Annotated in this window: 23 protein-coding genes; 18 read left to right on the top strand and 5 right to left on the bottom strand. The window is 32.7% G+C overall.

The features are described 5' to 3' along the window. The first annotated feature begins 4 nt into the window (after window positions 1-4). From NH341_RS06865 to NH341_RS06885, 5 genes are all read left to right on the top strand, one after another. Window positions 5-730, top strand: coding sequence for a metallophosphoesterase (locus NH341_RS06865; RefSeq protein ID WP_253056162.1), 726 nt, complete (start codon window positions 5-7; stop codon window positions 728-730). Between the two features lie 66 nt (window positions 731-796). Beyond that, window positions 797-1,450 carry a hypothetical protein gene (locus tag NH341_RS06870; RefSeq protein WP_167713237.1) on the top strand — a complete coding sequence of 218 codons (654 nt, stop codon included), beginning with the start codon at window positions 797-799 and terminating at the stop codon, window positions 1,448-1,450. After that, a complete protein-coding gene (locus NH341_RS06875) occupies window positions 1,422-2,462 on the top strand; it encodes a hypothetical protein (protein ID WP_253056164.1) in 1,041 nt (346 codons plus the stop codon). Before NH341_RS06870 ends, NH341_RS06875 begins: the two co-directional genes overlap by 29 nt. 78 nt (window positions 2,463-2,540) lie before the next feature. Beyond that, window positions 2,541-4,013 carry a nicotinate phosphoribosyltransferase gene (locus NH341_RS06880; RefSeq protein ID WP_253056166.1) on the top strand — a complete coding sequence of 491 codons (1,473 nt, stop codon included), beginning with the start codon at window positions 2,541-2,543 and terminating at the stop codon, window positions 4,011-4,013. 140 nt (window positions 4,014-4,153) lie between these two features. Continuing rightward, entirely contained in the window at window positions 4,154-4,408 is a 255-nt protein-coding gene (locus NH341_RS06885; protein WP_047788492.1) for a hypothetical protein, read from the top strand. A gap of 33 nt (window positions 4,409-4,441) precedes the next feature. On the opposite strand, the gene NH341_RS06890 is transcribed toward NH341_RS06885, so the two are convergent. Then, a complete protein-coding gene (locus tag NH341_RS06890) occupies window positions 4,442-6,394 on the bottom strand; it encodes a YgiQ family radical SAM protein (RefSeq protein ID WP_159613506.1) in 1,953 nt (650 codons plus the stop codon). A gap of 172 nt (window positions 6,395-6,566) precedes the next feature. On the opposite strand from NH341_RS06890, the gene NH341_RS06895 reads away from it, so the two are divergent. The 10 genes from NH341_RS06895 to NH341_RS06940 all read left to right on the top strand — a co-directional run bounded on the left by NH341_RS06895 (window position 6,567) and on the right by NH341_RS06940 (window position 15,408). Beyond that, window positions 6,567-9,065 (top strand): zinc-dependent metalloprotease, encoded by a 2,499-nt coding sequence (locus NH341_RS06895; RefSeq protein WP_253056168.1) that lies wholly within the window; start codon window positions 6,567-6,569, stop codon window positions 9,063-9,065. Window positions 9,066-9,137: 72 nt separating this feature from the next. Then, entirely contained in the window at window positions 9,138-11,060 is a 1,923-nt protein-coding gene (locus tag NH341_RS06900; protein ID WP_253056170.1) for a CocE/NonD family hydrolase, read from the top strand. Between the two features lie 120 nt (window positions 11,061-11,180). Further along, entirely contained in the window at window positions 11,181-11,498 is a 318-nt protein-coding gene (locus NH341_RS06905) for a multidrug efflux SMR transporter (protein ID WP_159613500.1), read from the top strand. 32 nt (window positions 11,499-11,530) lie between these two features. Further along, window positions 11,531-12,049, top strand: coding sequence for a DUF4833 domain-containing protein (locus tag NH341_RS06910; RefSeq protein ID WP_253056172.1), 519 nt, complete (start codon window positions 11,531-11,533; stop codon window positions 12,047-12,049). Between the two features lie 113 nt (window positions 12,050-12,162). Beyond that, window positions 12,163-12,390: a hypothetical protein gene (locus NH341_RS06915; RefSeq protein WP_253056174.1), complete on the top strand. Its 228-nt coding sequence runs from the start codon at window positions 12,163-12,165 to the stop codon at window positions 12,388-12,390. A gap of 197 nt (window positions 12,391-12,587) precedes the next feature. Then, window positions 12,588-13,172 (top strand): hypothetical protein, encoded by a 585-nt coding sequence (locus tag NH341_RS06920; protein ID WP_253056176.1) that lies wholly within the window; start codon window positions 12,588-12,590, stop codon window positions 13,170-13,172. A 106-nt stretch (window positions 13,173-13,278) separates the two neighbouring features. Next, complete coding sequence (locus NH341_RS06925; protein ID WP_253056178.1) at window positions 13,279-13,683, top strand: hypothetical protein; 405 nt, start codon at window positions 13,279-13,281, stop codon at window positions 13,681-13,683. 71 nt (window positions 13,684-13,754) lie between these two features. After that, window positions 13,755-14,189, top strand: coding sequence for a hypothetical protein (locus NH341_RS06930; RefSeq protein WP_253056180.1), 435 nt, complete (start codon window positions 13,755-13,757; stop codon window positions 14,187-14,189). A 248-nt stretch (window positions 14,190-14,437) separates the two neighbouring features. Next, window positions 14,438-14,857 (top strand): hypothetical protein, encoded by a 420-nt coding sequence (locus NH341_RS06935; RefSeq protein WP_253056182.1) that lies wholly within the window; start codon window positions 14,438-14,440, stop codon window positions 14,855-14,857. Between the two features lie 392 nt (window positions 14,858-15,249). Further along, on the top strand, window positions 15,250-15,408 hold the full coding sequence (locus NH341_RS06940; protein ID WP_253056186.1) for a hypothetical protein: 159 nt from the start codon (window positions 15,250-15,252) through the stop codon (window positions 15,406-15,408). A 70-nt stretch (window positions 15,409-15,478) separates the two neighbouring features. On the opposite strand, the gene aat is transcribed toward NH341_RS06940, so the two are convergent. Continuing rightward, window positions 15,479-16,102 carry a leucyl/phenylalanyl-tRNA--protein transferase gene (gene aat, locus NH341_RS06945; RefSeq protein ID WP_253056188.1) on the bottom strand — a complete coding sequence of 208 codons (624 nt, stop codon included), beginning with the start codon at window positions 16,100-16,102 and terminating at the stop codon, window positions 15,479-15,481. 158 nt (window positions 16,103-16,260) lie between these two features. After that, window positions 16,261-17,640: a short-chain fatty acid transporter gene (locus tag NH341_RS06950; RefSeq protein ID WP_253056190.1), complete on the bottom strand. Its 1,380-nt coding sequence runs from the start codon at window positions 17,638-17,640 to the stop codon at window positions 16,261-16,263. 66 nt (window positions 17,641-17,706) lie between these two features. Here NH341_RS06950 and NH341_RS06955 point away from each other — a divergent pair, with 66 nt between their 5' ends. From NH341_RS06955 to NH341_RS06965, 3 genes are all read left to right on the top strand, one after another. Next, window positions 17,707-19,263: an NAD(P)/FAD-dependent oxidoreductase gene (locus tag NH341_RS06955; RefSeq protein ID WP_253056192.1), complete on the top strand. Its 1,557-nt coding sequence runs from the start codon at window positions 17,707-17,709 to the stop codon at window positions 19,261-19,263. 81 nt (window positions 19,264-19,344) lie between these two features. Continuing rightward, window positions 19,345-19,980: a YqaA family protein gene (locus NH341_RS06960; protein WP_047788676.1), complete on the top strand. Its 636-nt coding sequence runs from the start codon at window positions 19,345-19,347 to the stop codon at window positions 19,978-19,980. A gap of 12 nt (window positions 19,981-19,992) precedes the next feature. Next, window positions 19,993-20,241: a DUF1456 family protein gene (locus NH341_RS06965; RefSeq protein WP_047788507.1), complete on the top strand. Its 249-nt coding sequence runs from the start codon at window positions 19,993-19,995 to the stop codon at window positions 20,239-20,241. A 239-nt stretch (window positions 20,242-20,480) separates the two neighbouring features. Here NH341_RS06965 and NH341_RS06970 read toward each other — a convergent pair whose 3' ends face one another. Continuing rightward, window positions 20,481-20,846, bottom strand: a complete 366-nt coding sequence (locus NH341_RS06970) for a DUF3127 domain-containing protein (RefSeq protein WP_047788508.1) — start codon at window positions 20,844-20,846, stop codon at window positions 20,481-20,483. A 7-nt stretch (window positions 20,847-20,853) separates the two neighbouring features. Further along, window positions 20,854-21,714, bottom strand: coding sequence for a flavin reductase family protein (locus NH341_RS06975; RefSeq protein ID WP_047788509.1), 861 nt, complete (start codon window positions 21,712-21,714; stop codon window positions 20,854-20,856). Window positions 21,715-21,723: the final 9 nt, after the last annotated feature.

The following is a 21,723-nucleotide window of genomic DNA, read 5'->3' on the forward strand; positions in this document are numbered from 1 at the left end:
AGATATGAGAACATTAGTCATTGGTGATATTCATGGAGGCTTAAAAGCCTTACCCCAAGTTTTTAAAAAAGCCAAAATCACTATAGAAGATACCTTAATTTTTCTTGGTGATTATGTAGATGGCTGGAGTGAATCTGCACAAGTCATTGATTTTTTAATAGAGTTAAACAAAAAGCATGAATGTATTTTCATTAAAGGAAATCATGATTTGTGGTGTGAAGATTGGTTGAGAACTGGTGAAGGTGAAACCATTTGGTTAGCACATGGTGGAGAAGAAACCAAAAAGAGTTACGAATCTTATTCAGAAGAACAAAAAAATGAACATCTAGCATTTTTTCAACAAATGAAACCTTACCATATCGATAGTAAAAATCGTTTGTTTATTCATGCTGGATTTACCTCTATGCACGGAGTTGAAAAAGAGACATTCAAATTAAATTATCATTTTGATAGAACCTTATGGGAAACAGCGTTGGCTACTGATAAAAACTTATCTGAAAAATCTGAACTATATCCTGAAAGGTTTACACACTACTCAGAAATATACATTGGTCACACCCCAACTATACGCTATAGTTCATCAATACCTATAAACGCCTTAAACTTATGGAACATTGATACTGGAGCTGCATTTACAGGGTGTTTAACAATCATGGATATCGACAACAAAGAGTTTTGGCAAAGTGACCAAGTAAAAAATTTGTATCCAAATGAAAAAGGGAGAAATTAAAAAGATCTTTTAACTTATCCAAAAAGTAAACATTCAATAATTTTACGAAATATCCTTAGAAGTAACATGCTAGAACAAAATCATTATCAAAAGCTCAACTTAAAATATAATCCTTTTTCATTTCTAAATGAACAAGAATTACTAAAGGTTACAGAAGAACGAATCAACCTTAACGATTTGGCTTTAAAAATAATGTCAACCAGTTCTTGTTTTATTGAGTTTTATGGTAAAAAAGGAAGGGGAAAATCAACTCTTTTACAATCATTACACTCAAAACACTTAGCTAACTCAACTTTCTTCAAACTAAAGAAGAAAGAACATTCATATATAAATACAATCCCTGGAATTCTCATTATAGACTCCTTTCAACTCTTGTCCACAAAAAACAAACTGGAACTACTTACAAATCAAGACAAGCTAATTATTGGTGCACACTACTCTCATAAAATTCCGTATTTCCCGAAAAGAAAATTATATAAAAAAATAAATTTTAGCAAACTAGAATTAAACATAAACCTTTTTAGAAAAATTGTACATAAAAGAATTGAACTCGCCTGTTTAGATTCTCAAAAAGAATCTATAAAAATTAAAGATGCACATCTTCAAAAATTATTAGAAGATCACGGTAATAATTTACGAGAAATTCAACTATCCTTGTATGATTTTTTCTTAAACCCCAATAACGAACTATATGAGTTATCAACAATTTGTAGATATTAAGGTTACAATTGACAAAAACGAGTTTCAAGCAAATGAGACAATTTCTGGTGAAGTTTTTATTAAAAACCATAGTCCTATTCACTTAGATATTGAAAACATTCAAATTAAATTATCTATAAAACACCAAGGCAAGGGGGAAACTGATGAAATTACCTTGGACTATTATTCCATAAACGATTGTGAAAAAATTTCTAAAGGCCAAACCATAGCTTCTACATTTACCTTTAAACCTGTTTATAACGTTTCTTTTATCGGGGAAAATATGACACAAACGGTTTTGCTAACAGCTAAAGTCGACATAAAAAAAGAAAGTGAAAAACAGTTACGAAAAGAAAAATTATCTGACTTTAAAATAGGAGGTTATTTAAAAGGGCTCATTCGTCCTGATTTTTATCATGAAATTCCCATCTTACTAATAAAAGGAAACTCCACTTATAAATTTAAAAAAACTTCAGGTAGCATCAAACCCGGTATAAAAAAAGCGCAAACAATTTTATTTTTTGGTCTTATAATAACAGGAATTATAAGTGCTATAATTTATTCACAACTAGGTAGATTAGAGGTTTTTTATGTCTTTTTAAGCATATATGCCATACTGTGCGGAATAGTTTATTTTTATAAAATACAACCTTCACTGGCTATTGGAGCAATTAACTACAAACTAGAAGCGTTAGATGAACACTACTACAAAACTAACTTCAGGTTAAAAAAAAGAACAAATACAATACAACATATAAACTGTCAGTTAATAGGAAAAGAAAGAGTTACCTATGATAACGGTAGTAGTAGATCAACCAGTATTAAAACTTTTTATAAAGGAGAAAAAACAAAAGTAACCCCTATAAATATTTCATCTTTTAAATCTAAATTCCCCGAAGAATCCCTCCCTATCTCTATTAAAAATAACGATTTTGAAATTATGTGGTATCTTAAAATAGAGGTGCTTACGAGAAACAATAAACGCATAGAGGGAGAAGACTTAATTCTTATAGACTTCGAAAAATTACTATAATTATTTATAAAAAAAATAAGATTCTATTGTGAAGTAAAATTAATTTGCGTAAATTTGACACAAACAAAATAACATACTATGAATCCATTATTATATACAGACGGTTACAAAGTAGACCACAGAAGACAATACCCTAACAATACTACCTTAGTATATTCAAACTGGACACCAAGAAAAAGTAGAATTCAAGGAGTTGAAAAGGTAGTCTTTTTCGGACTACAATACTTCATTAAAAAATATATTATTGAAGAATTTCAAACCAACTTCTTTAACAAACCAAAAGAAGAAATTTGCAAACAATACAGTAGAAGAATCAATAATTATTTAGGTGAAAATTCAGTAGGTATAGAACATATTGCTGCATTACACGATTTAGGGTACATTCCTATGACTTTTAAAGCATTACCTGAAGGTGTCGAGGTTCCTATTAGAGTACCCATGTTTACCATGTATAATACATTGCCAGAATTCTTTTGGTTAACCAATTACTTTGAAACCTTATTATCTACCACGGTTTGGTTACCATGTAATTCTGCAACTATTGCAAAACAATACAGAAAAATATTAGACAAATACGCACAAGAAACCTCATCTGTTCCTGAAATGGTAGATTGGCAAGGACACGACTTTTCTATGAGAGGAATGGCTGGTTTAGAAGCTGCTGAAATGAGTGCTGCTGGTCACTTATTAAGTTTTACTGGTACAGATACAATTCCTGCTGTAGACTTTTTAGAAAAATATTACAATGCAAATTCTGATAATGAATTGATTGGTGGTTCTGTTGCAGCAACTGAACACTCTGTAATGTGTATGGGAACCAATAGTGGTGAAGAAGATACTTTTAAAAGATTAATTACTGAGGTATATCCAAACGGTATCGTTTCTATTGTTTCTGATACGTGGGATTTATGGAAAGTACTTACCGAATACTTACCTAATCTAAAAGAAGAAGTCTTAGCCAGAGATGGAAAAGTAGTCATAAGACCAGACAGTGGTGATCCTGTGGATATTATTTGCGGAAATCCAAATGGTAAAACAGTAGAAGAACAAAAAGGGGTTATACAGCTGCTTTGGGAAGTTTTTGGAGGAACAACCAATACAAAAGGATATAAAGAACTAGATAGTCATATTGGAACTATTTATGGCGATAGCATTACCCTTGAAAGAGCCACACAAATTTGTGAACGTTTAAAACAAAAAGGGTTTGCATCTACCAACGTAGTCTTAGGAATTGGTTCTTTTACCTATCAATACAACACCAGAGATACCTTTGGATTTGCCATGAAAGCCACTTACGGAGAAGTAGATGGAGAAGGAAGAGAAATCTTTAAAGATCCAATTACTGATGACGGAACTAAAAAATCTGCTAAAGGGCTATTAAAAATAACACTAGAAGATGGAGAATATACATTACACGATCAAGTAAGTTGGAAAGAAGAACAAGAAGGCGAGTTACGAGAAGTTTTTAAAGACGGAAAATTGTTGGTTGATGAAAAACTAAGTGAAATAAGACTCCGTACTAAAAACAACGTATTAGAATTTTCAGAATAACAAAAAAGCAGGAATTTTACTCCTGCTTTTTTGTTATTTAAAAACCTACTAAAAACACTAAATACCAACACCTTACAAACTACTTAATTTGCTTAACTCTTGATTTTTTCATATCTTAATTGCAACTAAAAAAGAAACTTATGACAGATCAAGAACAGAAAAGACTCGATACAATGAACTCTGTTTTAGTTAAAATGGAAGACATTAAAAACACGCAAAAAAGTTTAATTGAAAAAATTGGTGTGGTTGAAGTTCAACTATTCGATATCCAGTCAAAAGACTTAGACAAAGAACTCGAAAAAGTAATGGTAAGAGCTTCTGACACCTTAAATATTATAAAACAAGCTACCGAAGCTTTTGAAATGAAACGAAACCGTTTAGAAAACGAAGCATAAATAAAAAATCCGCCTAACAGCGGATTTTTATTTTTATCGTCTCTTCTTTTTAAAACCTTTATTCTTTCTTCTAGAAGGCTTTGATGGTTTATACGTTACAGTATCATCAAAGGTATTTTTAGCTTTTCCTGCTTTATTTTTTCGCCAAGAAGTGTCTTCTGGAAGTAACTTTTTCAATAAATCTGTACGTCCAACTTTGTTTAACGTATCTTTAATCCATTGCTTATTTTCCTTTTTATACCAAAAGAAAAACTTGTGCTGATCTTCCTTCTCCTTTTTAGTTTTCGGAGTTTTTACCTCTTTTAAAGTATACGGATGATATCCACTGTAATAAATTACCGTAGCCACAGTCATAGGTGTTGGCGTAAATCCTTGTACCTGTTCTAGCTGAAAGCCCATATCTTTAGTCTCCGCAGCTAAGTTTGCCATGTCTTCTGCCTCACAAGCTGGGTGACTCGAAATAAAATATGGTATTAATTGAAGTTTTAATTTCTTTTTAATATTAATACGATCAAACCTATCTTTAAATAAATGAAAATACTTAAACGACGGTTTACGCATTAACTTTAGTACAGGATCAGAAGTGTGTTCTGGTGCTACTTTTAATCGCCCAGAAACGTGTTTTGTCATCACTTCTTCTGTATATGCATCTAACTCTTTAGGATCTGCATTTTTATTGAACTCAGGCACTAACATATCGTGTCTAATACCACTTCCAATAAATGATTTTTTAACCTTCGGATGTGCATCAACAGCTTGGTACAATTTTGTTAACGGCTTATGCGAGGTATCTAAATTACTACAAATTACTGGCGAAATACACGACGGAGCAACACATTTGTCGCAAATCGATTGTACTTTACCTTTCATTTTATACATATTTGCCGACGGTCCTCCAATATCAGATAAGTACCCTTTAAAATCATCCATTTGAGCAACTTGATCTACTTCTTTTAAAACAGATTCCTGACTTCTACTCGCAATAAACTTTCCTTGGTGTGCTGAAATAGTACAAAAACTACACCCTCCAAAACATCCACGGTGAATATTTATGGAAAACTTAATCATTTCAAACGCAGGAATAGGTCCGCGTTTGTTATACTTTGGATGCGGTAATCGTGTAAAAGGCAAATCAAACGAAGCATCAATTTCTTCCTCTGTCATTGTTGGAAACGGCGGATTAATCATCAACTTTTTATTCCCAACCTTTTGAAAAATACGACGTGCATATAATTTGTTTGACTCCTGCTCTATCACTTTAAAGTTAGAAGCATAGGCTTTCTTATCCTTCAAACAAGTTTCATGCGAATTAATTTCTACATCGTCCCAGTTCTTATTTTTCGGAGTTTTCTCACCTTCTTCTAATAAAACTGCTGTCTGCTTAATCGTTTTTAAGCTCGAAAACGGCACACCCTTTTGCAACAACTCAACAATTTCTCTTAGTGGCTGCTCTCCCATTCCGTAGACCAACATATCGGCTTTAGAAGTTTCTAAAATCGTTGGTAATAATTTATCAGACCAATAATCGTAATGCGTAACACGACGTAACGAAGCCTCAATTCCTCCAATTAATACAGGAACATCTGGGAACTTTTCTTTTAAAATTTTAGAATATACTGAAGTCGCATAATCAGGTCTAAATCCTTTATCTCCATTAGGAGTGTAAGCATCTTTATCACGACGGCGCTTACTAGCCGTGTAATTACTAACCATGGGATCCATACAACCACCGGTAACTGCAAAAAATAATCTTGGAGTTCCTAGCTTTTCAAAATCTTGTAAATTATCGTGTACACTTGGTTGCGGAACAATTGCCACACGCAAGCCATAACTCTCTAAAATACGTCCAATTACTGCAGGACCAAATGATGGATGATCTACATATGCATCTCCACTGAATAGGATTACGTCTAATTCATCCCATCCTCTTAACTTCACCTCCTTTTTCGTAGTCGGTAACCAATCTGAAAGTCGTCTAATTCTCATGCCGCTGCAAAGGTACGGGGTTTTATTTACACTACAATACAGTAAAAAACTGAAAACTAGCCATAAATAAAGAAAAAACTATACATCAAAACATCTCTTTAACAATTAATTAAGATAATTCTGGTAGTAGTTTTGCTAAATTCCGCACTTATTTATTCAATTAATTTTTACAATGACTAAAAAAATACTTTCAACTATTTTAGTGGTATTTCTTGCTTTAGGAGTTTCTTTGAATGCAGAAGCACAACGAAAGAAGAAAAAAAACACAAAAAAAGAGACTCCCGCTAAAAAAGACAAACCTAAAAAGGGCGGAATACAACCTTACGAAAAAGTTGTTACCAAAAAACACAAAACAGACGAAGGTTTGTTTAAAGTTCACTCAAAAGACTCAAAATATTTATTTGAAATTCCAGATTCTCTTCTGAACCGTGAAATGCTAATGGTTACTAGAATTGCCAAAACAGCTAGCGGTATTGGTTTTGGTGGTGGAAAACAAAATACACAAGTGCTACGCTGGGTAAAAAACAAGAAACAAATTTTACTAAAAGTAGTTTCTCACAATGTTGTAGCAGATACCATTTTACCGGTACACGAAGCCGTTGTAAATTCTAATTTTGAACCTATCTTATATGCTTTTCCAATTAAAGCATTTAGTAAAGACTCAACAGCTACTGTAATTGATGCTAGTCCACTTTTTGAAGCTGATGTAAAAGCAATTGCTTTCCCTCAAAGAAGTAGAAAACTCTATAAGATTTCTAAAATGGATAAAAGCAGGTCTTATATAGATAGAATTAGCAGTTATCCTCAAAACATAGAAGTTAGAAATGTAAAAACTTACATTGCAGGAAATCCGCCTTCAAATTCAAGTGTAGGTTCTGTAACTATGGAATTGAGTAACTCTATGATTTTACTTCCTAAAACACCTATGAAAAGACGTTATTTTGATGAGCGTGTAGGATGGTTTACGAGTTCTCAAACAGATTACGGTTTAGATGTTCAAAAAAGTAAATCAGTTACCTATTTAGACAGATGGCGTTTAGAAGTAAAAGACGAAGATTTAGAAAAGTTTAAAAGAGGTGAATTAGTAGAGCCTAAGAAACAAATCGTATACTACATTGACAGAGCTACACCAAAAAAATGGCGTAAGTACATCAAACAAGGTATTGAAGATTGGCAAATTGCTTTTGAAGCAGCTGGATTTAAAAATGCCATCATCGCTAAAGATGCTCCTACTAAAGAAGAAGATCCTGATTGGAGCCCCGAAGATGTACGTTACTCTGTAGTTCGTTATTTAGCTTCTCCAATTCCTAATGCGAATGGACCTCACGTTAGTGACCCTCGTTCAGGAGAAATTTTAGAATCTGACATTAACTGGTATCATAATGTAATGACCTTATTACACAACTGGTTTTTTGTACAAACAGCTGCAATCAATCCAGATGCAAGAGGAAATCAATTTAAAGATGAAGTTATGGGGCGTTTAATCCGTTTTGTTTCTTCTCATGAAGTTGGACATACATTAGGACTCCCTCATAACATGGGAAGTTCTGTTGCATATCCTGTAGATTCTTTACGTTCTGCTGAATTTACTAAAAAGAACGGAACAGCTCCTTCAATCATGGATTATGCTCGTTTTAACTATGTAGCACAACCAGAAGACAAAGGAGTTGCTTTAATGCCTAATATTGGACCTTACGATAAATATGCTATCAACTGGGGATACAGACCAATCTTAGATAAATCAGCTGAAGATGAAAAAACAATCTTAAATCAGTGGATTAAAGAAAAAGCAGGAAATCCTGTGTATAGATTCGGACACCAACAAGTTCGTAATATCATTGACCCTAGTTCTCAAACAGAAGATTTAGGTGACGATGCCATGAAAGCAAGTGCTTATGGTATTAAAAACTTACAACGTATTTTACCTCGTTTAGAAGAGTGGACTACTGAAGATGGTGAAACTTACGAAGAGTTAAAAACTATGTACGGACAAGTAGTTGGACAGTTTAACAGATATATGGGACACGTAAGTTCTAATATTGGTGGTGTATATGAATACTTTAAAACTGCCGATCAAGACGGTGCTGTATACATTCATGTTCCAAAAGAGCATCAAAAAAGAGCTTTACAATTTGTAAATAACGAATTGTTTAAAACTCCTACTTGGTTAATTGATGAAAACATCATCAGTAAAACACAACACTCAGGAATTATTGAGCGTATTAGAGGTTTACAAGTACAAACCTTAAATAGGGTTTTAAAAACTGGAAGATTAACACGTATGATTGAGAATGAAACTTTAAACGGAACTAAAGCATATTCTCTTATTGAAATGATGGGAGATTTACGTAAAGGTATTTGGAGTGAAGTATACGCTAACAAAACCATTGATCCGTATCGTAGAAATTTACAACGTGCACATTTAGACAGATTGGACTTTTTACTAAACAAAGCAAAAGACCAAAAAGCACCAAGAAGTGATAGAGGCTATTTTAAACAAACAGCGGTTACTATTAATCAATCAGATATTAAACCCGTGGTAAGAGGAGAGCTAAAACGTTTACAAAAAGATATTAAACGTAGTATTCCTTCTACTCGTAACACAATAACCCGTTACCACTTACAAGATGCAGCAGATAGAATAGACACTATTCTAAACCCAAACAACTAATTTTTCTTACATAACAGCAATCTAGTAGATTGCTGTTATTTTTATACTTTTATTATACATCAACAAAACCAAATGAAAAAAAACTTAATTCTATTCTTTATAGTTGCAATTTCATTTGCTAGTTGTACTAAAAAAACAACAGTAAAGAAAGCTGAAAAGAAAGAAAACACTTACGTTAAAGACCATTACACTAAAAAAGAGGTGAAAATTACAATGAGAGATGGTGTAAAACTACACGCCACTATCTATTCACCAAAAGACACTAGTAAAACCTACCCTATTTTACTACAACGTACTCCGTATAGTTGCCAACCTTATGGAGAAGATAAATTTAGAAGGAAAATTGGTCCAAACCCAGTTTTAATGAAAGAAGGAAACATCATAGTATATCAAGATGTTCGCGGACGTTGGATGAGTGAAGGAGTGTATGACAATATGCGTGCTTACATTCCTAATAAAACAGAAAAACAAACCGATGAAACTACCGATACCTATGACACTATCGATTGGCTAGTGAACAATGTAGCTAACAATAATGGTAAGGTAGGTACATGGGGAATTTCATACCCTGGTCATTATGCTACTGTTTCAACCATTGATGCACACCCTGCTTTAAAAGCTGCTTCACCACAAGCGTGTATTGGTGATTTCTTTTTTGACGATTTTCATCATAACGGAGCTTTTTCATTAAGCTATTTCAAAGCTATTTCTTTATTCGGAACTTACAAAGATCAACCAACTGATTCTGCTTGGTACTCGTTTCCTGACATGAAAACTCAAGACCAATATCAGTTTTTCTTAGATAAAGGGCCATTAAAAAACTTAAACGAATATTTTCAATACGATAAGCTAGACACCAAAGTTTCCGACAATAAGGAGCGTATTGATGATTTCTTTTGGAAGGAAATTGTAGAACACCCTAATTACGACTCGGTATGGCAAAGCAAAGGAATTATCCAACATTTAGATAAAGTTCCTTCTACCGTAGCAACAATGATTGTTGGAGGCTGGTTTGATGCAGAGGACTTATACGGGCCTTTAGAAACTTACAAAAACATTGAAAAAAATCAACCAAACAACTATAATACAATTGTTTTTGGACCTTGGGATCATGGCGGATGGTCTAGAAATAAAGTAGCTAACAAAGTTGGTAACTACTACTTTGGAGATTCCATCTCTTTAAAATTCCAAAAAGAAGTAGAAACAAAATTCTTTAATCACTTCTTAAAAGGTGATGGTACTAAAAACTCAGGATTACCAGAAGCCTATGTTTTTGATACAGGTAAAAAAACGTGGAAATCATACGATGTATGGCCACCAAAAAATGCTCAAAAACAAACATTTTTCTTATCTGATGATCAAGAATTAACAGCAGAGCAAAAAGGAAACAATAAAATTAGTTTTATTAGTGATATTAAACGTCCTGTACCTTATTCAGAAGACATAAAAACGGTATTCACTCCACGTAAATATATGACAGACGATCAGCGTTTTGCTGCTCGAAGACCTGATGTATTGGTATTTGAAACAGAGGTATTAACAGAAGATTTTACCCTTGCTGGTGATATTTTAGCAAAGCTACAAGTAGCTACTACAGGTTCAGCAGCCGATTGGATTGTGAAGGTTGTTGATGTACATCCTGCTGATTTAAAAAACGACAACAAAGAAATGCAACCCCATTTAAAACTAAGCAACTACCACTTAATGGTACGTAGCGAAGTAATGCGTGGACGTTTTAGAAATAGTTTTTCAAATCCAGAACCATTTACACCAAATAAGAAAACAGCCGTAAACATTAAACTACAAGATGTTTTCCACACGTTTAAAAAAGGACATAAAGTGCAAATACAAGTACAAAGTACTTGGTTTCCTTTAATTGATTTGAATCCGCAAACCTATGTAGATAATATTTACAAAGCAGACGAAAAAGATTTTAAAACACAAACACACTCAGTATTTACCGATTCTAGTATAGAATTTACAGTGTTAAAATAACAACAAGCTTTTTTCTATTTAAAAACTCACAACACTTAAGTATTGTGAGTTTTTTTTATTTTAGAATTTATAACTCTAAATAACAATACGTACCTTTATCTTTAAATAATAATGTATTTTATGAACTGGATTTATTTAATTATAGCTGGTATTTTTGAAATAGGATGGCCTTTAGGCTTAAAGCTTTCTCAAAACGTTCAATATAAATTCTTAGGCATTTGTATTGCTATTATTTGTATGGCTACCAGTGGATATTTTTTATGGTTAGCTCAAAAAACAATTCCTATGGGAACAGCTTATGCTGTTTGGACAGGTATAGGCGCTGTAGGTACTTTACTTGTTGGTATTATATTTTTAGGAGACTCAGCCAACATTTGGCGTCTTATTTCTGCATCATTAATTGTATTTGGAATAGTAGGACTAAAACTAGCCAATTAAATTATTATTTTATTCTCAAAAAAAAACTAACTGTGCCTAAAAAATATTTTTTCCTTCTTTTTTTAAACATTCATTTTATAACATACGGACAAGAGAATTACCCTGTTCCTCCTAAAAACTCTAATAGCCTTTTTTACATACAACACAGCAATAATTTTAACACATATGTATACGATGTTAATCTTAAAAACTCTAAGTTAAACACCAAAAAGCCTATCAAAGAATACAGAATACTATATACCAAAAATGCTGAAGTTAAGCCTCTAACTCCAACACAAAAAAGGCTTGCTTATGGTATGGTATTGCTTAATGCAGATGATAATTCTTTTAAATTTAGGCTAGCTGCTTCTTCAAAACTTGTTTTTAATTTAGAGAAAAAAAACAATCATTACAAAATTTTTGTAAACCATAATACAACAAAAATATACCTAGACAGAATGTTCTTAAATATTAATGGAACTGGTTTAAGTACTGAAATAAAATCGGTTATTCTTTACGGAAAAGACTACAATACCAATAAAAAAATTGAAATTAAAGTTGAAGACTTTTAAACGATAAAACAATCTTATATAAATCTAGACACAAAAATTGATCTTTGAGTTTAATTTAAAATACTAGGTGATAATCCCTCCTGTTAGAATTTTTTAACGCTACTACAGGAGAGGTGATTCACACCATCCATTCGGGTAGTATACAAATGCTGACCGATGTAGTAGTTGACCAAGTCGGGAACCTTTGGTGTGCTAATAACTGGAACCTACCTCAAACGGTGATGGAGGCAAAACCTGACCCTGCTTATTCTACTTGGGGTGGAGGCTCTGGTGTCGTAGTTGTTTACGGAATAGCCAAACCTGCTCAAACTCCGCTTGCTGGTGCTGTTAGTGGGGTTTAAAATATATAATGCTAAATAAGCGTCTTTAAAACAGGCGCTTATTTTTGTAACACAATTATTTTAGGTTCTTATACTCTTTTTATTTTTTTTATTTTTGGATGAAAAAGTGCTATTATACCTCCATATCATTCGTATAAAAACACTAAAAGTACTTATATAAACAAGTTGTAAGCATTTAAAAAAACGATATAAATTGAATGAATATAATAGAAAAAGAAGCTGAAGAATTTTATGAATATGGGTTTCTAAATTCTGGAATTTATGCAGATTTAGAGAACATTAAATCTTCTTTGACATCGAAACTTTACAATTTCAATCGAGACAGAGATAAGTTAGATTTTCTAAAAATTGTTCGAGAATTAGCCATAAAAGACAAAGAAGAACATATGAAATCTTGTAATGGTTGTGGATATGACAAGGTAAGAGATATTGCAGTGTTCACAGTCGACCAAGAAGTTGATGATATTAATCGTTTTTTTACTTATGAACCTAAATCCAATGACAAATTTAGTGTTGCAGAAGAATCAGAATTACATAATAAGCTGAACGACATTCTCGAAAAACTTGAAAAACACGGTTTTGGACAACAAATTATCTTTGAGGAAATAGAAGGTTTAAAAAATCATTTTAATCTTGGAAAGAAAAATTGGTTTCAACTTTTAAAAGGAAAAGTTGTCGATTTGACATTAAAGAAAGTCTTGAAGAAAACAATTGTTGAAGAAATATACAATCAATTAAGTGACGGCTTCGAACAAGTCGTAAAAATGATTGAATATAAATAACTTCTGTATTTAATAATAATTTTTAATTAACTAAAAACAAATGATAATAGATGTAAATATGTTCACCGAAAAGCAAAACTATATAATGTATGAGCTTTATAAAACAATGGAGAGTGAATTAGAAGCAAAAGATAATTTAACTGAAGAAGAAGAACTTAAATTAGCTCATACAAAAACAAATATAGCGTCAATTGAGGCTTATGCAGCAGCTAAAAGAGCAGAAGGTGTTAGATGGTCTTTAACAAGTCTATTCCAAGATTCTGGTATGAACCCAACATTAATTTTGGGGTTTTATCCAGGGACTGATAGTTACAATACTTATGGTAAAGAATTAGTTGTAAACGTTGAATATAGTGAAGAAGATTTAGTTCATATTTTTGAAAGTATTAGAGATAATGCAATACGAGTTACTGGACAATTAAAATTTAAAATTGTTCCAGAATTCATAGATGGTGAATTAAATACTGGTGACATTTATACAATAAAAAACTGCTTACAACAATGGTTATAAGTAATTGTTTAACCTTACAACTACTCTTAATTGAGACCTTTGTACACAATATCTAACACACAAAAATAAGATTGAAAAATAAAAATATTGATTGCCATAAAAATGACTTTATAGAAAGCTGGAATTCGGTTGAAGAATTTTATAGTTCTTTTTCTGATGATTGGAGTTCAAGTAGAGAAGATGCCGTAAAATTAATAAAAAAAATGCGAGAATTGGGGCTTGATGAAAAAGTAAGAGCTGGACAATCATTATGGTATTTTTTATTATCTAGAAATATAAATCATGGTTTAGATAAAGAACCTCATATCCAAATAACATTTCTAGGAAATAACAAAATGAATATCAAATCAAATTTTGACGGAGAAGAAATAAGACAAGAATCTGAAGTTGATTATAATGGATACCTCGAAAAAATGATTAATAAATTATTAGAACAAGAAATAATATTAAATCAATATGAAGAAGAAGATTTTGACTCCTTTTTTGCTTCTTTAGGTAATGATTAACACTAAGATAAGTATAGAAAGTACTGTGCACAACAATCTATAACCCCAATTACGGCAAATTTGACTATACCAAAATACACTCGGAATTGCTAATGTCTGTGCTAAACCAAAAATAAATGCTAATTTAACCCGTAACTAACGGTTATACGATACCGTTGTAGCTAATTAAAATGATAATCAAAAAGGAAATAAGAAATAGTAATGAGCTCTACCTCTACTTCAATGGAAAGTTGATTTATAAAAGATGGTTGAATTTAGGTTACGGAAAAGTTTTTGATAAACAAGCTTTTGGAAAATATACTGATTATAGTATTACTGATTTTGACCTTGATGAAACGCCTGAATTAATTCACGTAAAAGCAAATCTAAAATTAACTCCCTCCGAAAAAGGAGGACGAAAAACTGGCATTAAAAAGGGATACAGACCAAACCACGTTTTTGAATATCAACCAAATGGACAATTTAAATATGCATATATGGGAGATATTCAATTTGACCAAACAGAATGGATTATGCCTAGAGAAACTAAAGAGGTTTTAGTTAGATTTTTATCTAGACAACCTATCGATCCATACATGAATATTGGAAGAAAATGGTGGATTCACGAAGGTCTGAATAAAGTTGGGAAGGCTGAGATTATTAAAATTGAATTACCAAAAACAGAATGAAAAAATTTAATCTATTTTGGCATAATATTGAAATAGGAACTTTGATAGAAACGAATTGGGACATGCGAAGTTCAGGTAATATTCAATTCAAATTGAATTATAAACAAAAAGCAGATGAGAACACTCATTTATGTAATTTTATTAAGTATTCAATTCTAGCAAGTAAATATCTAGAAAACGGTGACGAGGAGAACTATAATAAGATATGTAAAGAAGAACTAATATACCTTGACCTTATTAATAGTTCGGAATGGAAGCTCATAAATGAGAAAAATGAAATAATTAAAATTTTATGTCCAATATTTCATGATAATAATGAAATAACGTGGCAACGGGATTATTAATAACAATTAAAAAATACATTTTACACAAGACATTAGTAAATGTTTGAAATGACAATCGAACAGAATATTGATAATTGTAGGTTTAACGGAAAAATTGACTCAACTGTAGTTAATGATATTGAAAAAACACTTAAAATAAATATCCCGAAAAATTATCGCGACTTTATTGAAAATTATGATTCTGGAAATAGCTGCTACAGATTTTAATGATTTAATTTAAAAAAAATTAAAAGAACAATTATAAGAACATTTGCAAACTATTATTAACTCCTTGCTCTCACAACCACCTCAAAAACTCCTCTCTAGGAATTTCTCTCGCACCTAAACTTGCCAGATGGTCATTATATACTTGGCAATCGATAAGTTTATAACCTCCCTTTTGTGCTAAATGGATAAATGCAACTTTGCTCATATTGCTTACTTTACTAAACATGCTTTCGCCGCAAAACACCCCGTTTCCTAAATCTACTCCGTACAAACCTGCAACTAATTTATCGTCCATCCATACCTCGATAGATTTTGCATAGCCTTTGTCGTGTAGGTTTATGTAAGCATCTTCCATTTCATCAGTAATCCAAGTACCTAATTGATCAAAACGATTGATGTGTCGGCAATTAAAAATAATATCGTCAAAAGCTTTGTTTTCTGTTATCGTAAAACCACCTTTTCGCAATACCTGTTTCATTGATTTGGAAATCTTCACTTCCTCAGGAAATAACACCATACGCTCCCATGGAGAATACCAAACAATCGGTTCCCCTTCATTAAACCACGGAAAAATTCCATGCTGATAAGCATACACCAATCGCTCAACCGATAAATCACCGCCTAAAGCCAGTAAACCATCATCAGTAGCCAACTCATACGGAGGAAACTCTATTTTTTCAGAAAGCCAAATCATTCGTTATATTCTTTTTTACAAAAATACTATATCCGTCAATTCAACATCAACGTTTTATCAATAAAACAAAGTATAGTCACCATCAGCGAAGTTCGCTGGCGTTTCCTCAACACAATGAAACCATCAGCGAAACTCGCTGACGTTTCCTCAATAAATTCCTAAAACAAGGTAAGCCCTAATAAATAAATTACGCTACCTACCACCATTGCAATTAACGTGTAGGGTAAAATTTCTTTTGCTTTTAGTTTTGTAATTCCTAATAAGGGTAATGCCCAAAAAGGCTGTAACATATTAGTTATTTGGTCTCCGTATGCTAATGCCATAATTGCCTTAGGTAACGGAACCCCTAATTTTAATGCACTTTCTACCACAATAGGACCTTGTACAACCCACTGTCCTCCCCCACTCGGCACAAAAATATTGACCAAACCAGCACTAAAAAAGGTAAATATGGGTAAAGTAGTTGCAGTTGCTATCGACACGAAAAAATCAGAAATTAAAGTAACCATTCCCGTACTTTTCATCACCCCCATAATACCAAAATACAACGGAAACTGAATTAAAATTCCAGAAACATCACTAATCGATTCTCCCACAGCATTGGTAAACTTTTTAAAACTTCCGTGTAGCATAATTCCTAATCCCAACATAAAAAAGTTAATCAGGTTAGGCGTAATTTTTAACTGCTGAATATCTGCCCAATAACGATAACCAAACGCTACTAAAATCAACACACCAAAAGCAATAGCTAACCATTGAGAACTATCTAGTTTTTCTGCTTGTGTGCTAACCTTTTCATCGGTATGCATTTTATATTCTGGTAAATTAATCGCTGTAGGAGTTGCTTTCTTCCCTAAAAAATAAAAGGTTGCCGATACCGCAGCTACTACCACGAAAAAAATCAGCAAATTCCACCAACTAAAAATCGTTTGAGAATAATCAATCACATCAGGTATTTGAGCTAAAACCTCATCCGAAGAAACCGACTGCATAATACTTTTAATATGTCCGCTTTCGTTAATTTTTATCGGTGCAGAACCTGAAATTCCACCATGCCAAACCATCAATCCCATATAACCCGCCGCTCCAATAATTGGATAATTTAGTTTGATATTGTGTTGTTGCGCATGTTCTGCTACTTTACGTGCCAATAAAGCTCCAAAGATGAGTCCTAGCCCCCAATTAAAAAAAGCTACCAACATGGTAGTACAACTTACAATGGCTGCACTATTTGCTGTGTTGGTACAGAATTTTGTTACTTTTAAAATTAAATTACTCACAGGTTTACTCAACACCAATACATGCCCTAATACCAAAATCAACATCATTTGGTAAGCAAAAACGAGTAATCCGTTAGACCAAATTCCGTTTTCCCAAAATTGTAACACCTCTAAAGAATAATTAACCACAGAACTTTCTTCTGGTTTTGTAAAAAACAGTGCTAATAAAAGAGTTAACAGTGTTAATAATATAGCGATGGTAAAAGGTGAGGGTAAATATTTTTTAAAAACATTTTCTATAACCTGCGTAATCTTCATTGTTTAAAGTTTGATTTGCTAAAAATAATCAAATAGAATAAATAGTTTTTTACCTAGTTTTGCAATATGGTAAAAGAACTTCAATTACGTGTTAATTTAGTAGAAGAACGCAAAGACAATATTTTACAGCTAAAAGCTGCTAAAAAGCTAGGTATTAGCATTGCTGATATTACTAGCGTAAAGGTGTTACGTAAATCGATTGATGCACGTAAAAAGGAAGTTATTTTTAATTATAAAGTAGCGGTGTACATTAACGAACCGCAACCTGATACTCCTGATTATATTTTTGAATATCAAGACGTATCAAATGCGAAAGAAATTCATATTGTAGGTTTTGGTCCTGCGGGAATGTATGCAGCACTTCGCTGTATTGAGTTAGGCTATAAACCTATTGTACTTGAACGTGGTAAAAATGTACAAGATCGTCGTAGAGATTTACGTGCTATTAATCAATTTCATGAGGTAAACCCAGATTCTAACTATTGTTTTGGTGAAGGTGGTGCAGGAACGTATTCTGACGGAAAATTATACACCCGTAGTTTAAAGCGTGGTGATGTTCGTAAAATATTTGAAAACTTAGTATATCACGGTGCTACTGATCAAATTTTGGTAGATGCGCATCCGCACATAGGAACTAACAAACTTCCGAAGATTATTCAAAATATTCGTGAAACGATTTTAAAACATGGTGGTGAAGTTCATTTTGAAACCCGTGTGACCGATTTTATCGTTAAAAACAACAAACTACAAGCCATACAGCTACAAAATGGTTCTGAAATGGCTGTGAATGCTGTTGTTTTGGCTACTGGGCATTCTGCAAGAGATATATACGAATTATTACATAAAAAAGACATTTTGCTAAAAGCGAAATCGTTTGCTATGGGGGTTCGTGTAGAGCATCCACAAGAAATTATTGATCAAATTCAGTATAGTTGTTCAGGTCAACGTGATGAGTTATTACCTGCTGCTGCATATAGTTTAGTACACCAAGTAGGAAACCGTGGAGTGTATTCATTCTGTATGTGTCCTGGTGGATTCATCGTTCCTGCTGCAACTGCTAATGGTGAAGTGGTGGTAAACGGAATGTCACCATCGCGTCGTAATAACAAGTTTGCAAATTCGGGTATTGTCGTTGAAATTAATGTTGATAAAGACTTACCGAAGTATGAGAAATATGGAGTTTTAAAAGGCTTACAATATCAAAAAGATTTAGAAAAGTTAGCGTTTAACGCAGGTGGAAGAAGTCAAGTTGCTCCAGCACAACGTTTAACCGATTTTGTGGAAGGTAGATTGTCTTCTTCTTTAAATGACTGTTCGTATCAACCCGGATTAAATTCTTCTCCGCTACATTCGTTACTTCCTAAATTAATTGGAAGCAGATTACGTAAAGGTTTTGCGGCTTTCGGACAAAAAATGCACGGGTACTATACTGCGGAAGCAAACATTGTTGGAGTGGAGTCTAGGACTTCATCACCTGTAAATATTCCAAGAAAAGAAAACCTTGAACATCCACAAATTGAAGGGCTTTTTCCTTGTGGTGAAGGTGGTGGTTATGCCGGTGGTATTATTTCAGCTGCTATGGACGGTGAACGTTGTGCTGAGGCTGCTATTACAAACCTGTAATAATTAACAACTATTTGTTAGTGTAATTTCTAATTACCTCGTACTTTTGCTATTCCTAAAAATTAGATGCTTTTTTTAGCGATGAGTAAAAAGAATAAAAAAAATAACAAAAAGAAAATAGATAAACCGCATTATAAACGTTTACACAACTATTATAATCGCACTGGTTTTTATATGTTTATATGGGTAAGCTTAAAAAAAGCTTTTTGGCCAATTGTAGGCGTTATTGTAGGGTTATTATTATTTAACAAGTATGTTTATAATATTAACGATGGTTTACAAACCATGACCGAAACCTTTTCTAGAACAGGAGTTTTAATTACTTTTTTTATCTCTGAAACAATTTTAGGATTAATTCCGCCAGAAATTTTCATCGCATGGTCTAAGAAAACTGAAGATCCTATTGTAAATATTTCTTTGTTAGCGACACTATCTTATTTAGGAGGTTTGTGTGCTTATTTTATAGGAAGAGCTTCTTTAAAGATTGACTCTGTAAGAAATTATTTAGAGGTTAAAATGGCTAAAAACCTTAAAAACACAAGTAAATGGGGAGGTTTTTTAATTTTGGTAGGTGCACTATTACCACTACCCTTTGCCATTAGCTGTTTAACTGCTGGTATGATTAAATATCCTTTTAAAAATGTAGTTTTTGTAGGCTTATTTCGTTTTGCTCGTTTTGCTATTTATGCATGGGCTATTTTTTCAGTAGTAAATTAACTTAAAATAATTATGGGACTAACTAACAACGATATTTTTAAAAAGCTACGAGTAGCACATAAATTAAGAGATACTGATATTATTGACATCTGCGCTTTGGTAGATTTTAAAGTTTCTAAATCGGAAATCAACGCTATTTTTAGAAAAGAAGATCACCCTAAGTATATGGAATGCGGTGATCAGTTTTTACGTAACTTTTTAAACGGATTAATCATTCATTTAAGAGGTCCGATGCCTGAAAAAAAGCCAACAAAAAAGTAACCACACCACTAGCACTTATAATTAAAAAACCTTCTGATTTAATATCAGAAGGTTTTTATTTTCCCCTTAAATTTTTCAATCAATAATTATTTATTGAATGATTATACTACAAATATATGACTGATTTTTAACTTATTAAAAGGGATAACCGTAAGTAAATATGTAGTTTTCCGCAAAACATAAAAAGAGCGCAAAATTTGCGCTCTTTTTTGTTGTATTCATATTTTTTCTAAGTATTCTTAGAAAGGTAGGTCATCTGGTTCGTTTGCAGATAAATCTGGAGCTGGTTCAAATTGATCAGCAGGTGGAATGTTTTGAGGAGCTGCTTGTGCTAAGTTTTCAATTCTCCATCCTTGAACAGAATTAAAGTATTTTGCTTCTCCTTGTGGGTTAATCCATTCTCTTCCTCTTAAATTAATAGAAACCTTTACATCTTGCCCTACTTGATAATTATTTAATAAATCACATTTATCTTGAATAAACTCAATCATTATCATTTGTGGGTACTGCTCATCAGTAGTTACAACCATTTCACGCTTTCTAAATCCGTTAGATCCAAATGTTTGCGTTTCGTTAATTAATTTGATTTTCCCTATTACTTCCATTTCTTATCTATTTAATTAAAAGTACCTTCCAAGCACTTTCTACATCATTGTTTTGTAAATACTCTTGTGCAAAAGTATGTTTTTTTTCAGTTGAAATACCCACAAATTGTGAATGTTCTTTTGCAAAGTTATTAACAGCTTCTTCTGTAGGTAGCTGTTCTACATTACCTAACATCCCTAAATTATTTCCTGTTAATATACTACTGTTTCTTATTTCAGCAGGTATTTGGTCTACTCCAATTCCTAAGGTAGTTAGTGGTTTTGGTATTTCAAAAAAGCCATCTCTAGCTCTACTGTAATAATTCCCTCCTGCTCTGGCTACTAAATCTATTTTATGTTGATCTATACTACCATCTTCTGCTAACACATTTTCGTTTACGTGTAGTTTTACTACTTCACACACAATTAAGTTTCCTGCTCCGCCTTCTTCACCTGTATAAATAATGTCTTTTACTTTACACTCAAATTGTACAGGAGATTCCGCTACTCTAAACGGCTTTACCTCATCTGATGGCAACATCGTAAAACCAGCTTTTATAAACTCATTTACTCCTTTTGGATACATCGTACTACTCAACGACATTTGCTGAACAATATCGTAATTCACAATATTAATAACCACTTCTTTTGTAGCTTCAGCATTATCTAACGTATGTTTGGTTTTATTTCCTCTTACACTACGTGCTGGAGAAAAAATCATAATTGGTGGGTTTGCCCCAAATACATTAAAAAAACTAAATGGTGATAAATTTGGGTTTCCATCTGCATCTACAGTACTTGCAAAAGCAATAGGTCTTGGTGCTACTGCTCCTAATAAATATCCATGCAGTTTAGAAGTTGGTATATCTTTAGGGTTTATTGATAACATTCTATATAA

It is taken from the genome of Tenacibaculum sp. XPcli2-G (assembly GCF_024124505.1).
Taxonomy (GTDB): Bacteria; Bacteroidota; Bacteroidia; order Flavobacteriales; family Flavobacteriaceae; genus Polaribacter; species Polaribacter mesophilus.